General features: G+C 61.9%; 10 protein-coding genes and 1 other RNA gene. 7 read left to right on the top strand and 4 right to left on the bottom strand.

Annotated features, from left to right (window positions below):
• The first annotated feature begins 230 nt into the window (after positions 1-230).
• The 6 genes from CFter6_RS07255 to CFter6_RS07230 all read left to right on the top strand — a co-directional run bounded on the left by CFter6_RS07255 (position 231) and on the right by CFter6_RS07230 (position 9,826).
• Entirely contained in the window at positions 231-1,643 is a 1,413-nt protein-coding gene (locus CFter6_RS07255; protein WP_061539360.1) for an MFS transporter, read from the top strand.
• Positions 1,644-1,780: 137 nt separating this feature from the next.
• Complete coding sequence (locus CFter6_RS07250) at positions 1,781-3,286, top strand: efflux transporter outer membrane subunit (protein WP_061539359.1); 1,506 nt, start codon at positions 1,781-1,783, stop codon at positions 3,284-3,286.
• A gap of 18 nt (positions 3,287-3,304) precedes the next feature.
• Positions 3,305-4,495: an efflux RND transporter periplasmic adaptor subunit gene (locus CFter6_RS07245; protein WP_061539358.1), complete on the top strand. Its 1,191-nt coding sequence runs from the start codon at positions 3,305-3,307 to the stop codon at positions 4,493-4,495.
• The gene (locus CFter6_RS07240; RefSeq protein ID WP_061539357.1) at positions 4,492-7,641 is read left to right on the top strand and encodes an efflux RND transporter permease subunit; all 3,150 of its coding nucleotides are present in this window, start codon (positions 4,492-4,494) and stop codon (positions 7,639-7,641) included. Before CFter6_RS07245 ends, CFter6_RS07240 begins: the two co-directional genes overlap by 4 nt.
• A 104-nt stretch (positions 7,642-7,745) precedes the next feature.
• Positions 7,746-8,432: a heavy metal response regulator transcription factor gene (locus tag CFter6_RS07235; protein WP_061539356.1), complete on the top strand. Its 687-nt coding sequence runs from the start codon at positions 7,746-7,748 to the stop codon at positions 8,430-8,432.
• On the top strand, positions 8,429-9,826 hold the full coding sequence (locus CFter6_RS07230) for a heavy metal sensor histidine kinase (RefSeq protein WP_061539355.1): 1,398 nt from the start codon (positions 8,429-8,431) through the stop codon (positions 9,824-9,826). Before CFter6_RS07235 ends, CFter6_RS07230 begins: the two co-directional genes overlap by 4 nt.
• A 112-nt stretch (positions 9,827-9,938) precedes the next feature.
• Here CFter6_RS07230 and ffs read toward each other — a convergent pair.
• Both ffs and ubiD read right to left on the bottom strand, forming a co-directional pair.
• Positions 9,939-10,037: signal recognition particle sRNA small type (gene ffs, locus CFter6_RS07225), an RNA gene on the bottom strand.
• Positions 10,038-10,141: 104 nt separating this feature from the next.
• The gene (gene ubiD, locus CFter6_RS07220; RefSeq protein ID WP_061539354.1) at positions 10,142-11,626 is read right to left on the bottom strand and encodes a 4-hydroxy-3-polyprenylbenzoate decarboxylase; all 1,485 of its coding nucleotides are present in this window, start codon (positions 11,624-11,626) and stop codon (positions 10,142-10,144) included.
• 579 nt (positions 11,627-12,205) lie between these two features.
• Between ubiD and CFter6_RS24950 the strand changes: the two genes are divergently transcribed.
• A complete protein-coding gene (locus CFter6_RS24950) occupies positions 12,206-13,168 on the top strand; it encodes a transglycosylase SLT domain-containing protein (RefSeq protein WP_082814647.1) in 963 nt (320 codons plus the stop codon).
• 119 nt (positions 13,169-13,287) lie between these two features.
• On the opposite strand, the gene CFter6_RS07210 is transcribed toward CFter6_RS24950, so the two are convergent.
• Both CFter6_RS07210 and CFter6_RS07205 read right to left on the bottom strand, forming a co-directional pair.
• Complete coding sequence (locus CFter6_RS07210) at positions 13,288-14,010, bottom strand: ABC transporter ATP-binding protein (RefSeq protein WP_061539353.1); 723 nt, start codon at positions 14,008-14,010, stop codon at positions 13,288-13,290.
• On the bottom strand, positions 14,010-14,780 hold the full coding sequence (locus CFter6_RS07205) for an ABC transporter ATP-binding protein (RefSeq protein WP_014005225.1): 771 nt from the start codon (positions 14,778-14,780) through the stop codon (positions 14,010-14,012). Before CFter6_RS07205 ends, CFter6_RS07210 begins: the two co-directional genes overlap by 1 nt.
• Between the last annotated feature and the right edge of the window lies 1 nt (position 14,781).

Raw genomic sequence — 14,781 nt, 5'->3', positions numbered from 1 at the left:
CAAACAGGCGCCGCGGCAGCCGCCGGCGGCCTGAAAAATGCGGCTATTTGTTGGCACACCCGTGATCGCCCCGGCTGGCCGGCAACCCAGGCCCATGCGTGAAATCGCGCTTCATGTGATAATTCGCGGCTTCCGCCCCGCCCTATCAATACTTTCCTCATTCTATTGTCGCCTGTGCCTACCTCGCCATTATTTCAATCAAGTGTTGCGCCAAAGCCGCGCCTTGCTGCATGAGCCAGCTGTTCGGCGATCTGCCTGAAGACGACGGCCTGCCCGGCGCAGCGCGCCGGGTAGCGATTATCGTCATGATCCTCGGCACCAGCATGACTGTGCTGGACGGTTCCATTGTTAATGTCGCGCTGCCCATGATCGCGCGCAGCCTGCAGGTCGACCCGGCCGCCGCGGTCTGGATCGCCAATGCTTATATACTCGCCGGCGCCATGACCATGGTCACTTTCGCCTCGCTGGGCGAAGTGCTGGGTTTTCGCCGTGTATATATGAGCGGCATCCTGGTATTCACCCTGGCTTCGCTGGGCTGCGCCCTGTCGCCGTCGCTGGCGATGCTGAACGGCATGCGTTTTTTGCAAGGCGTCGGCGGCGCTGCCGCCATGAGCATCGGCCCGGCGCTCTACCGCAATATCTTCCCGACCCGCCTGCTGGGCGCCGCGCTGGGCATCAATGCCCTGGTGGTGGCGTCCTCCACCGCCGCCGGCCCGGCCATCGGCGGCCTGATGCTGTCGGTGCTGAGCTGGCAGTGGCTGTTCGCCGTCAATGTGCCGATCGGCATCGTCACCCTGCTGCTGGCGCGCCGCGTGCTGCCGCGCGATCCGGGCCGCGGCGGCCGCTTCGATGCGGTCGGCGCCGTGCTCTCGGCGCTGGCGCTGGGCACCATCGTCATGGTGGTCGACGGGCTGTCGCGCCACGATAGCTGGACCCAGGAGCTGCTGCTGGGCGGGATCGCCCTGGCATCGGTGATTTTGTTTATCATTAGACAACGTCGTTATTCCGCACCGCTGCTGCCGCTTGATATTTTTGCATCACAGCGCTTTTCGATGGCGGTCGCCACCTCGCTCTGCTCTTTCGTCGGCCAGGGCATTGCCTTTATTGCACTGCCATTCCTGTTCCAAGGCGCATACGGTTTCAGCCCGCTGCTGTCGGCCGCCTTGTTTACACCCTGGCCGGTAGCGATTGCCATCACCGCGCCGATCGCCGGCCGCCTGGCCGACCGCTACTCGGCGGCGTTGCTATCAACCTGTGGCCTGCTGGTGCTGACCACCGGCCTGGCGCTGCTGGCCTGCCTCGGCGAGCATGCCTCCATCCCGGACATCCTGTGGCGTGCGTTCGTCTGCGGACTCGGCTTCGGCTTCTTCCAAAGCCCAAACAACCGCGAAATGCTGAGCAATGCACCGCGCGCCCGCAGCGGCACCGCCTCCGGCGTACTGGCGATTGCCCGCACCTTCGGCCAGTCGTTGGGAGCAGCATTGGTTGCCGTGGTGCTGGCCGCTACCAGCATCGCCCAAGCCAGCGCCAGTACTGCGCAGCTAGACGCCAGCGCAGTGCATTTGTCGCTCTGGCTTGCCGCAAGCGCAACCTTGCTTGCCACCATCATCAGTGCATTGCGCATCAAGCACGGGCGAAACTGACAGAATTGTCATACTAGCGACAGCATCACGTACCGCAGCAAGCTTTAAAGTGTTCTCAAATACTGTCCGGTGCTGCGCTTGTGTTGACCTGCACATCGGACATTCCATCCGATGTGCCGAATGTCAGCCCAGGACTCATGAATTTTCCCTTTCCCCCAAGAACCTTCTCGGCCACCGCCATGGCTGCCGCGATTGCGTTTGCGCTGGCCGGCTGCGCAGTCGGTCCCGATTACGTGCGCCCTGCCATGGACGTGCCCGCCGCCTATAAAGAAAGCGGTCCGTGGAAACAGGCGCAGCCGCAACAGATAGACAGCAGCAACTGGTGGGAAGTCTATGGCGACGCCACCCTGAACGGCCTGATACAGCAAGCCAACCAGGCCAACCAGAACATCCGCGTGGCGGAAGCCCAGTATCGCCAGGCGCGTGCCGCCGGCGATGCGGCGCGCGCCGGCTTCTGGCCGACGGCCGGCATCAGTGCAGGGGTAGACCGTTCGCGCACCAACAGCAACGGCATCAAGGTCGGCAACAGCTACAACGCCGGCCTGCAAGGCAGCTGGGAGCCGGATATCTGGGGCAGCGTGCGGCGCTCGGTGGAAGCCGGCGACGCCGGCATCCAGGCCAGCGCGGCCGACCTGGCTGCCGCCCGCCTCAGCATCCAGGCCACCCTGGCGCAGGATTATCTGCAACTGCGCATCACCGACCTGCTGAAAGATCTGTATGCGCGCACCACGGCTGCCTACGCCCGCTCGCTGCAGTTGACCCAGAACCAGTACGCCGCCGGCGTGGCGCTGCGTTCGGACGTGGCGCTGGCCGAAAGCCAGCTGAAAACCGCGGAAGCCCAAGCCCTCGACCTGCAGGCGCAGCGCAGCCAGCTGGAACACGCGATCGCCATCCTCACCGGCAAAGCGCCTTCCGGCTTCAACCTGACCGCGCTGCCGGCCGATACCCAGATGCTGAGCAAGATGCAGGCCGGCTTGCCGCCGGTTCCGGCCGGCCTGCCGTCCGACCTGCTGGAGCGCCGTCCCGACATCGCCAGCGCTGAACGCCAGGTTGCGGTCGCCAACGCCAACATCGGCGTCGCCAAGGCAGCCTTTTTCCCGGCCCTGACCTTGAGCGCCAGCGGCGGTTTCAACAGCGCCAGCCTGGCGCAGTGGTTCGATACCCCGAGCCGGGTCTGGTCGCTGGGCGCGGCGCTGGCTGAAACCATTTTCGACGGCGGCCTGCGGCGCGCGCACAGCGACCAGGCCATCGCCGTCTATGACGCCGCGGTAGCGCAATACAAACAAACCGTGCTGGGCGGCTTCCAGGAAGTGGAAGACAACCTGGCCACGCTCAAGGTGCTGGACCAGGAAGCGATCGCCCAGAACCAGGCGGTGCAGGCTTCGCAACTGGCGGAACGTCTGGCGCTGAGCCAGTACCGCGCCGGCACCGCGACCTATCTGACAGTGGTCACAGCGCAAACCCTTTCGCTCGGCAACGAACGCACCCTGGTGCAATTGCTGGGACGCCAGCTGCTGGCGAGCGTGGCGTTGATCAAGGCCGTCGGCGGCGGCTGGGATAGTAGTCAACTGAGCAGCCAGCTGAACGGCGACCAGCACGCCGGCCAGGCGCAAAACAATTCACAAAACAATACGACCAATTAATTCCGCGAGCCGATAAAGATGACCTCCACACTTTCCAAACCACGTTCGACGCTGCTGATCACCGCCGCGATACTGGTCCTGATCGGCGCCGCCGGCTGGATCATGGTGCACAAGGCCGATGCCCAGGGCACGCCAAAGGTCGCCCCTGGCGCCATCTCGGTCAGCACCGTCGCCGTCAAGCAACAGGATGTGCCGATGTACCTGAGCGGCGTCGGTACGGTGACCTCGAATGCCAGCGTCACCGTCAAGGCCCGCATCGACGGCCAGCTCGACAAAGTGGGTTTTGTCGAAGGCCAGGACGTCAAGGCCGGCCAGCTGCTGGCGCAGATCGATCCGCGTACGCTGCAGGCGCAGCTGGACCAGGCCGTGGCGCAAAAAGCCAAGGACCAGGCGCAGCTGGTCAACTCCCGGCTTGACCTGCAACGCTACACCACCCTGGTGCAGCAAGACGCCGCCACCCAACAGACGCTGGACGCCACGCGAGCCCAGGTCAACCAGCTGCAAGCCGCGGTGCAAGCCGATGAAGCGCAGATCAACTTCGCCAAGGTGCAGCTCAGCTTTACCCGCATCCTGGCGCCGATCAGCGGCCGGGTCGGCGCACGCCTGGTCGACCCTGGCAATATCGTCCATGCCGCTGACGCCAACGGCCTGGTAGTGATCAACCAGATCGACCCGATCGCCGTGGTGTTCACCTTGCCGGAAGAAACCTTCCAGAGCATCAACAATGCCCTGCGCGGCAGCCAGAAGCCGCTCAGCGTGTTGACCTATGCGCGCAACAGCAGCGCCATGCTGGCCCAGGGCAACCTGGCGTTGCTCAACAACCAGATCGACACCAGCACCGGCACGGTGCAGCTGAAAGGCATTTTCCAGAATCCGTCGCATGTGCTGTGGCCGGGCCAGTACGTCAATGTCAGGCTGGTGCTGGGTGACCGCAAGCAGGCATTGACGGTGCCGGCAGCAGCAGTGCAGCGCAGCCAGGACGGCACTTACATATATGTGGTCGACGCTGACAGCACGGTGAAAATCCAGCCGGTCCAGGTTGCCAACATCCAGGACGGCGTGGCGGTTATCGACAAGGGCGTGGACGCGGGACAACGGGTAGTGGTCGACGGCCAGTACAAGCTGAAACCCGGCGCCAAGATCACTGAAGCCAGCGCAGTAGCTGCTCCTGCCGCCGCCACAGACAAAACAAGCAAGGCCGGCAAATGAGCATCTCCGCAGCCTTCATCAAACGGCCGATCGGCACCACGCTGCTCGCCATCGCAATTTTCCTGATCGGCGCCGCGGTATGGCCGCTGCTGCCGGTGGCGCCGCTGCCGCAGGTCGATTTCCCGACCATCCAGGTCTCAGCCAACCTGCCCGGCGGCAATCCGGAAACCATGGCGTCGAGCGTGGCGCAGCCGCTGGAGCGGCAGTTTTCCCTGATTGCCGGCCTGTCGCAAATGACGTCGACCAGCTCGCTCGGCTCTACCCAGATCACGCTGCAGTTCGACCTCAACCGCAGCATCGACGCCGCGGCGCTCGACGTGCAGGCGGCGATCACCGCCGCCAGCGGCCAGCTGCCGGCCAACCTGCCGAGCCCGCCGACCTTCCGCAAGGTGAATCCGGCCGATTCGCCGATCCTGGTGATGTCGGTGCAATCGGATGCGCTGCCGCTGATCCAGGTGAATGACTTCGCCGACAATATCCTGGCGCAGCAGATTTCGCAGATTCCCGGCGTCGGCCTGGTGAATATCGGCGGCGTGCAAAAACCGTCGGTGCGGATCCAGGTCGATCCGACCAAGCTGGCAGCGATCGGCATCAGCCTGGAAGATATCAGGGGCGTCATCGCCAACCTCACCGTCAACCAGCCGAAAGGCACGGTAGACGGCGCCAAGCAAAGCTTCACCGTGTACACCAATGACCAGCTGCTGAGCGCGGAACCGTGGAACGACATGGTGCTGGCCTACAAGAACGGCGCGCCGATCCGGGTGCGCGATGTCGGCGTCGCCATCGACGCCGCGGAAAATCTGAAGGTGGCCGGCTGGGCCTATGCCGGCGCCGCGGCGCCGGCCGGCAACACCATCACCAACGGCCGTTCGATCGTGCTGGCGATCACCAAGCAGCCTGGCGCCAACGTGATCGAAACCGTAGACCGCATCAAGGCTGCCTTGCCGCGCCTGCAAGCGGCGATCCCGCCGACAGTGCATGTCAACACCCTGATCGACCGTACCCAGACCATCCGCGCCTCGGTGTCCGACGTCGAGTTCACGCTGGTGCTGACCATCGCCCTGGTGGTGCTGGTGATCTTCCTGTTCCTGCGCAACGTCCCCGCTACCCTGATCCCCAGCGTGACCGTGCCGCTGGCGCTGCTCGGCACCGCGGCGATCATGTTCCTGCTCGGCTTCAGCCTCGACAACCTGTCGCTGATGGCGCTCACCATCGCGGTCGGTTTTGTGGTCGACGATGCGATCGTGATGCTGGAGAATATCTATCGCTATGTCGAAGAAGGCATGTCGCCGATGGAGGCGGCCTACAAGGGAGCGGGAGAAATCGGGTTTACGATTATTTCGATCTCGGTATCGCTGGTGGCGGTGTTCATCCCGTTGCTGCTGATGGGCGGCATCGTCGGCCGCCTGTTCCGCGAATTCGCCATCACCGTGACGCTGACGATTGCCGTCTCGGTGGTGATTTCGCTGACCTTGACGCCGATGCTCTGCTCGCGCTTCCTGAAATCGCATACGGCTGAATCGCATGGCCGCATGTACCAGATGTTCGAACGTGGTTTCGACGCCATGCTCAACGGCTACAAGCGCGGCCTGCACGTGGTGCTGCGCCATCAGTTCATCACCCTGATGGTGTTCTTCGCTACCATGGCTGCCACCGTGGTGCTGTTCGTGATTATCCCGAAAGGCTTTTTCCCGCAGCAGGACACCGGCTTCGTCTACGGCTTTGCCGAATCGGCGCAGGATTCCTCGTTCGCCTCGATGAACAAACGCATGCTGGCGCTGGCCGACGTCGTACGCAAGGATCCGGACGTCACCGGCTTCGGCATGAGCGGCGGTGGCAGCACTTTCAATACCGGCAACTTCTTCATCAGCCTGAAACCGAAAGACGAGGGACGCACCGCCAGCGCCGACGAAGTGATTGCACGCTTGCGGCCGCAACTGGCCAAGGTGCAAGGGGTCAACCTGTTCCTGCAGGCAGGCCAGGATATCAACGTCGGCGGCCGCCTGTCGCGCACCCAGTACCAGTACACCGTGACTGACTCAAACCTGGATGAACTGAACGTCTGGGCGCCGAAACTGCTGAACCGTTTCCGCCAGCTGCCGCAATTGACCGACGTCGCTTCCGACCAGCAGAACGCCGCGGCGGCAGCCAACCTGACCATCGACCGCGCGCGCGCTTCCAGCTTCGGCATCACGCCGGCGCTGATCGACTCGACCATCTACGACGCCATCGGCCAGCGCCAGGTTGCGCAGTACTTCACGCAGATCAACAGTTACCATGTGATCCTGGAAGTGACGCCCAAGCTGCAGGAAGATCCCGAACTGTTCAACAAGCTTTACCTGACTTCGCCGGTGACCGGCCAGCAGGTGCCGCTGTCGACCTTCGTCACCATCGACACCAACAAGACTTCCTACCTGTCGATCAGCCACCAGGGCCAGTTCCCGGCGGTGACGATCTCCTTCAACCTGGCGCCGAACGTGGCGCTGGGTGAAGCGGTCGATGCGATCCAGAAGGCACAGGCCGAGATGGGCGTGCCGGCTACCCTGACCGGCGCGTTCCAGGGCACGGCCAAGGCGTTCGGCGACTCGCTGTCGTCGCAGCCCTACCTGATCGCGGCAGCGCTGGTCGCGGTGTATATCGTGCTGGGCTTGCTGTATGAAAGTTATATCCATCCGCTGACGATCCTGTCGACCCTGCCTTCGGCCGGCGTCGGCGCCCTGCTGATCCTGATGATGGGCGGTTATGACCTGAGCGTGATCGCCTTGATCGGCATCATCCTGCTGATCGGCATCGTCAAGAAGAACGGCATCATGATGATCGACTTCGCCCTGACGGCGGAACGGCAGCACGGCATGAAGCCGGAAGAAGCGATCTACCAGGCCTGCGTGCTGCGCTTCCGGCCGATCATGATGACCACCATGTGTGCGTTGCTGAGCGGCCTGCCGCTGATGCTGGGCCACGGCGCCGGCTCCGAACTGCGGCGGCCGCTGGGTTACGCCATGGTGGGCGGCCTGGTGCTGTCGCAAGCGCTGACCTTGTTCACGACGCCGGTGGTGTATCTGTACCTGGACCGCGCACACTACTGGTACATGCGGCGCAAGGAAGCGCGCCAGGCGCGCAAAGCGGCCCGCAAGGCTGCGGCATGATAAATTCAAAATAATGCGTCAAATATAATGCAGGCAATGAAATATCCTCCTGCATGCCGGCACGGTGCCGGCATGCAGGAACCTAGCCAGGAGACAGGCTACACATGAAAATACTGATCGTCGAAGATGAACTGAAGACGGCCGACTATCTGTGCAAGGGCCTGACCGAACAGGGCTGCGCCGTCGATGTCGCGCATAACGGCGTCGACGGCCAGCACCTGGCCCTGCAGCACGATTACGACGTCATCGTGCTGGACGTCATGCTGCCCGGCATAGACGGTTTTACGGTCCTGCACGCTTTGCGCGCCATCAAGCAGACCCCGGTCATCATGCTCACCGCGCGCGACCGCGTGGAAGACCGCATCAAAGGCCTGCAAGGCGGCGCCGACGATTACCTGGTGAAACCGTTTTCTTTCCTCGAACTGCTGGCGCGCCTGCAGGCGCTGACCCGGCGCGGCCGCGCTTTCGAACCGGCGCAGCTGCGGATTGCCGACCTGCAGATCGACCTAATCAGCCGCAAGGCTTACCGGGCCAATGTCCGCATCGACCTCACCGCCAAGGAGTTTTCCCTGCTGGCGGTGCTGGCGCGGCGCCAGGGTGAAATCCTGTCCAAGACCGCGATCGCCGAGCTGGTCTGGGACATGAATTTCGACAGCAACACCAACGTCGTCGAGGTCGCCATCAAGCGCTTGCGCGCCAAGATCGACACGCCGTTCAGCCCCAAGCTGCTGCATACCATACGCGGCATGGGTTATGTGCTGGAGCTGCGCAGCCAAGAGAGCAACGAATGAAGCGCTCCATCACCGCGCGCCTGGTGGCGATGTTTGCCGTAGCGGCGCTGCTGATTTTTTCCTTGATCGGCAGCGCGCTGTATGGCGTGCTGCAGCGCGAGCTGGCGCGCCATCAGCAGGACGAACTCAATACACGGTTCCTGGATACCCGCTACATGATCGGCCATAACGGCGACCCGGCACGCTGGCCGCGGGTGCAGACCAAGCTGGACACCCTGACGCCGGCCGACGGCAGCATCCGTTACTGGGTGCTGAGCGACGATCCCCGTTTCGAGTATGGCAAAGGCCTGGCCGATGTTGAGCAGCTGGACCGCAACCCGAGCGGCATGGGCATCATGTCGCTGCATGGCCGCGAATATCCGCTGCACACCATGGTAGGCACCATCGAGCCGTTCCAGGAGCGGCCCGCGGTGCGCCTCATCGTGGCGGTGGACGCCGCGCCTTACATGCACACCTTGCATACCTTCATGATTGCGCTGGTCGGCCTGTCCCTGCTGGGCGTGCTGCTGGTCATGCTGCTCGGCTACTGGATTGCGCAGGTCGGCTTGCGGCCGCTGAAACAGCTGTCCAGCGCAGCGCAGTCGCTGGGACCCAAGACCTTGTCGCAACGGCTGCAGATTTCGCCGCTGCCGGGCGAACTGTCGGACCTGACGATCGCCTTCAACGGCGTGCTGGAACGCATGGAAGGCGCATACAACCAGCTGGAGGCGTTCAACGCCGACGTTGCCCACGAACTGCGCACGCCGCTGGCCAACCTGATCGGCGAAACCCAGGTGGCCTTGTCGCGGCAACGCACGGCGCCGCAATTCGAGGAAGTGCTGCAATCGAACCTGGAAGAGCTGGAGCGCTTGCGCTCCATCATCAACGACATGCTGTTCCTGGCGCGCGCCGACCAGGGCGAAGCCGCCACCAGCCTGGTGCGCACCTCGATTGCGCAGGAAGTCGGCAAGACCGTGGAGTTTTTCGAGTTCCTGCTGGACGATTCGAAAATGACGGTCAAGGTGGCTGGCGACATGAGCGCCGAAGCCTCCATCGAAACCTCGCTGTTCAAGCGCGCAATGAGCAACCTGCTGCACAACGCGATCCAGCATTCCAGCCCTGGCGCCGCGATAGCAGTGACGATCACGGAGCAGCCTGAGGTGATCCGGATCGCGGTGTCGAATCCGGGCAAACCGATCGCCGACAATCACCTGCCGCGCCTGTTCGATCGTTTCTACCGGGTTGACGCCGCCCGCAACGACAAGGACCAGAGCCAGCTGCACGGCCACGGCCTGGGGCTGGCAATCGTCAAGGCGATCGCCAAGATGCATGGCGGCGGCGTGTTCGCCGACAGCACTGACGGTACGACTACGATAGGGTTCAGCATTCCCGCGAGCCACGCGACGATGCCTTGAAGGGCTTGCCAGCTTGCATGGATGGTAACGGCTTGCCGTAAATAAACAATAACTGCGAAACGACAACCGCAAGGACGAGCGTGGGGAGTAGTACGGAAGGAATACAGAGGATAGAGGCGAGCCTTGTCTGCGGCACTTGCAGGAAATGGCTGTGGCTGCTTCGTTCCCGACCTGACCAGGTTGACCACGCCACAATGCGCAGGGGCCCGCCGGGGTGAATTGTACCGCATTGCGGCATTGCTGGCAGGGCTTTTTGCATCCCTGCCGCCATTTTCTGCCTGCACCGCCTGCCAGCCCCGCTTTACCGGCCTCGCCTCATAACCCCAGTTCCTGCCAGATCTGGTCGACGCGCGTCTTCACTTCATCCGACATGCTGATGGTGCGCCCCCACTCGCGGCTGGTTTCACCGGGCCATTTGTTGGTGGCGTCTATCCCCATCTTGCTGCCCAGGCCGCTGACCGGCGAGGCGAAGTCGAGATAGTCGATAGGCGTGTTGTCCACTATCGTGGTGTCGCGGATCGGATCAACGCGCGTGGTGATGGCCCAGATCACTTCATTCCAGTCGCGGATGTTGACGTCTTCATCCACCACCACGATGAACTTGGTATACATGAACTGGCGCAGGAAGCTCCAGACGCCGAACATCACCCGTTTCGCATGGCCGGCATACGCTTTCTTCATCTGCACCACCGCCATGCGGTAGCTGCAGCCTTCCGGCGGCAGATAAAAATCGGTGATTTCAGAAAACTGCTTTTGCAGCAAGGGGATGAACACTTCGTTCAGCGCCACCCCGAGCACCGCCGGCTCGTCCGGCGGCTTGCCTGTATACGTAGAGTGATAAATCGGCGACTTGCGCATCGTGATGCGGTCGATGGTGAATACCGGGAACCAGTCCTGCTCGTTGTAATAGCCGGTATGGTCGCCATACGGTCCTTCCAGCGCCATTTCATAACCGGAGGGATGGGACGGATCGGGATTGATATGCCCTTCCAGCACGATCTCGGCCGAGGCCGGCACCCGCAGCTCGCTGCCGATCGCCTTGACCAGTTCGGTGCGGCTGCCGCGCAGCAGGCCGGCGAACTGATATTCGGACAAGCTGTCCGGCACCGGCGTCACCGCTCCTAATATAGTAGCGGGATCGGCGCCCAGCGCTACCGCCACCGGATACGGCTTGCCGCCGGTAGCGATCGCATGCTCGCGGAAATCGAGCGCGCCGCCGCGATGCGCCAGCCAGCGCATGATCACCTTGTTGCGGCCCAGCACCTGCTGGCGGTAGATGCCGAGGTTCTGGCGCTTCTTGTGCGGCCCTTTGGTAATCACCAGGCCCCAGGTGATCAGCGGCGCAACGTCGCCCGGCCAGCAGTGCTGGATCGGCAGCCGGGCGAGGTCGACGTCGTTGCCTTCCCATACGATGTCCTGGCACGGCGCCGAACGGTGCTCCTTAGGCGCCATGTCCCACAGTGACTTGACCAGGGTGCCGAGGCCGAGGATATCTTTAAAACCTTTCGGCGGTTCCGGCTCTTTCAGCATCGCCAGCACATGGCCGATGCGCCGCAATTCGCTGACGTCGTCGGCTCCCATGCCAAGCGCCACGCGGCGCGGCGTGCCGAACAAATTGCCTAGCACAGGTATCGAATGGCCGACAGGATTCTCAAAAAGCAGTGCGGGCCCGGCCGCCCGTAAAGTGCGGTCGCAGATTTCCGTCATCTCCAAATAAGGGGAAATCGGCGTCGAAATACGTTTTAGCTCACCGATTTGTTCTAATTTGACAATAAAATCACGTAAATCTGAGTATTTCATGGACTTTTACAATCTTTATGAATGTTAATTCGACAATTAAGGCTTTTCAGCCAAGTGCTTGATTTTATTGGCTTGCGGCGGTAAACCGGCATATTCTTTAGACATAAAAGTTATTGATTTTATTCTTTATAGTATTGACTTGATATAAACAGCCCCCTACAATGCGCCCAGCTTGAAGCAGTCGCATCGCCCAAAAAGCGATTTTTATGTCGACTCTCAATACTCACGGGATCGGGGTCCCACATGACATTTTAAGGAGTGTTTTCAAAAGGCGTCAGCCTTCTCCCCCGAACAAGTTGTTTGCCTGTAGCCGGCGCGCTCTACTGCGGCCGATCGATCCAAAGCTACTTAAGCGCAGACAACAACGACGCAACGGCACACCGCACACCATCTGCGATGCCTTGCGATATTGATTACGGTGCACGCAGCATTCGGTAGATTAGCTCCAGCTGGCAGATTAGTTCCAGCTTTATCAGGGAGCCTGCATGCGCCGCGACGATTCAGGAGGTTCAATTGTTAGCAAGATCTACCAGAGCACTACCCGGTTGGGCTACGCTCGACCAAGCAAAGAAATTCGGCATGCAATCCATCAACGGCGTGTTTTACGCCCGCGACACCGTCGGCGGCCTCGTCGCCACCACCCGCATCACCGTACTGTTCAGCGCCATGCTGGCCGTCATCGGCTTCACCACCATGCTGGTGAAACCGGACCTGGCATACAAGCTGCAAAACCTGCCGCTGTTCGCCAGCAGCACTGAACCAAAAGCTGCGCCGCTGGCTGCAGCTGCACCGATGCTGTCAAACCAGGCCAGTACCGCCCCCAAGGTGGCGAACCTGACCGTGCCGGCGATCGGCAACAGTCATGTGCTGCACATGGACAGCCTGTCGAACAAGGCCATCAAGCCGCTCGACAGCGCGCGCCAGCAGCAATGGGTCACCAGCTGGCTGTCCAAGCGTTACCGCGTGGCCGGCGACGCTACCAACATGTTCGTGACGACAGCCTACAAGACAGCGCGGGAAACCAAGCTCGACCCGCTGTTGATCCTGGCCGTGATGGCGATTGAATCCGGCCTCAACCCGTTTGCCGAAAGCCCGGTAGGCGCGCAAGGCCTGATGCAGGTCATGTCGAAAGTGCATGAAGACAAGTTCGAAAGCATGGGCGGCATCAAGGCGGCCCTGAACCCGGCTGCCAACATCAAGGTCGGCTCCATGATCCTCAAGGATTATGTGACCCAGGGCGGTTCGGTCGAAGCTGGCTTGAAACGCTATGTCGGCGCTGCGGCGTTCGCCAATGACGGCGGTTACGGCTACAAGGTGCTGGCCGAGTACCGTCGCCTGCAAGATGTCGCCATCGGTAAGAACGTGCCTTCGACCGGTTCGCCGGCGCCGATCGCCACGCCGAAACCGCGCGCCATCCAGACCACGGTTGCGCCAAGCGACGCCAGCCCGGTTCCGGCTGAAGCCGCAGTCAACGTGCCGGATCCGATCGAACACCGGATCCAGCAGTCGGACAATCAGTTCAATTCCCAACCCATGACCTGATGGCAGCTTATCCGCGGGATATAAAAAAAGAGCCTATGGCTCTTTTTTTTCGTCCAGGCAAAACGGCCGGGGTTGCAAGCAATCCCGGCCGCGGCGCTCATTGGCCCATCACTCGCCCATTATTCACCCAGATACGCCGCCTTGACCTTAGGATCGTCCAGCATGTCCTTGGCATTGCCGCTCATGGTCACCAGGCCGGAATCCATCACATAAGCCCGGTGCGCCGCTTCCAGCGCCAGCTTGGCGTTCTGCTCGACCAGCAGGATGGTGATGCCTTGCGCGGAAACGCTGCGGATCACTTCAAAGATCTTTTCCACCATGATCGGCGACAGCCCCATCGACGGTTCGTCCAGCAGCAGCAGCTTGGGATGGCTCATCAGGGCACGAGCCATGGCCAGCATCTGCTGTTCGCCGCCGGACAAGGTGCCCGCCATTTGCGCGGCACGCTCTTTCAGGCGCGGAAACACGCCAAACCACTTGTCGATGTCGGCCGCGATGCCAGCCTTGTCGTCGCGCGTGTAAGCGCCCATCAGCAGGTTTTCCTGGATACTCATGCGCGTGAACACGCCGCGCCCTTCCGGCACCATGGCCAGTTTTTGCTTGACCAGGTTGAACGAGGTCATACCCTTGGTGTGTTCACCCAGGTAATGCATCTCGCCTTCGACCTTACACTGCGGCAAAGTGCCGGTGATGGCTTTCAGCGTGGTGGTCTTGCCGGCGCCGTTGGCGCCGATCAGCGTCACCAGTTCGCCGTCATTGACTTCCAGGTTGATGCCCTTGACGGCCTGGATGCCGCCATAAGCGACTTTCAGGTTCTCGACCTTGAGGATATTGGTTGCCATTAGTGACCACCTCCCAGGTAGGCTTCGATCACCGCCGGGTTTTTCTGGATTTCGGCAGGCAGCCCCTCTGCAATCGGCTTGCCGTAGTCCAGCACGGTAAGGCGGTCGCACAAGCCCATCATCAGCTTGACATCATGTTCGATCAGCAAAATGGTCTTTCCTTCGTTCTTGATTTTCACCAGCAGCTCGCGCAGCGCCAGTTTCTCGGTAGCGTTCATGCCGGCGGCAGGTTCGTCCAGCGCCAGCAACTGCGGATCGGTCGCCAGCGCGCGGGCGATTTCCAGGCGGCGCTGGTCGCCGTACGACAGATGGCGCGCGGTGCGGTCACCGAAACGGCCGATGCCGACAAAATCCAGCAGTTCCTGGGAACGCTTGCGGATCGCAATCTCTTCCAGGCGCGCCTTCTTGTGGCGGAACACCGCGCCGAACACGCCCTGGTGAGTGCGTACATGGCAACCCACCATGACGTTTTCCAGCACGGTCATCTCGCCGAACAGGCGGATGTTCTGGAAAGTGCGGGCAATGCCGGCCTTGGCCACTTCGTGCGGCGCCGACGGCGAGTAAGCCTTGCCGGCCAGCTCGAACGAGCCGGTATCGGCCTGGTACAAACCGGTGATCACGTTGAAGAAAGTAGTCTTGCCGGCGCCGTTCGGTCCGATCAGGCCGTAGATCTGGCCCTGCAGGATCTTGATGTTCACTTCCGACAAGGCTTGCAAACCGCCGAACCGCTTGTTGACGCCGGAGATATTCAGAATGATTGGTGCGCTCATG

Origin of the sequence: Collimonas fungivorans (assembly GCF_001584145.1) — a bacterium.
Lineage (GTDB): Bacteria > Pseudomonadota > Gammaproteobacteria > Burkholderiales > Burkholderiaceae_D > Collimonas > Collimonas fungivorans.
This window is presented reverse-complemented; position numbering and strand designations above follow the sequence as displayed.

Excerpts from the sequence above, each read along its gene's own strand:
- CFter6_RS07210 (WP_061539353.1), bottom strand. The coding sequence starts at position 14,010 with ATGGCAACCAATATCCTCAAGGTCGAGAACCTGAAAGTCGCTTATGGC.
- ubiD (WP_061539354.1), bottom strand. The coding sequence starts at position 11,626 with ATGAAATACTCAGATTTACGTGATTTTATTGTCAAATTAGAACAAATC.
- CFter6_RS07240 (WP_061539357.1), top strand. The coding sequence starts at position 4,492 with ATGAGCATCTCCGCAGCCTTCATCAAACGGCCGATCGGCACCACGCTG.
- CFter6_RS07250 (WP_061539359.1), top strand. The coding sequence starts at position 1,781 with ATGAATTTTCCCTTTCCCCCAAGAACCTTCTCGGCCACCGCCATGGCT.
- CFter6_RS07205 (WP_014005225.1), bottom strand. The coding sequence starts at position 14,780 with ATGAGCGCACCAATCATTCTGAATATCTCCGGCGTCAACAAGCGGTTC.
- CFter6_RS07235 (WP_061539356.1), top strand. The coding sequence starts at position 7,746 with ATGAAAATACTGATCGTCGAAGATGAACTGAAGACGGCCGACTATCTG.
- CFter6_RS07255 (WP_061539360.1), top strand. The coding sequence starts at position 231 with ATGAGCCAGCTGTTCGGCGATCTGCCTGAAGACGACGGCCTGCCCGGC.
- CFter6_RS24950 (WP_082814647.1), top strand. The coding sequence starts at position 12,206 with ATGCAATCCATCAACGGCGTGTTTTACGCCCGCGACACCGTCGGCGGC.
- CFter6_RS07245 (WP_061539358.1), top strand. The coding sequence starts at position 3,305 with ATGACCTCCACACTTTCCAAACCACGTTCGACGCTGCTGATCACCGCC.
- CFter6_RS07230 (WP_061539355.1), top strand. The coding sequence starts at position 8,429 with ATGAAGCGCTCCATCACCGCGCGCCTGGTGGCGATGTTTGCCGTAGCG.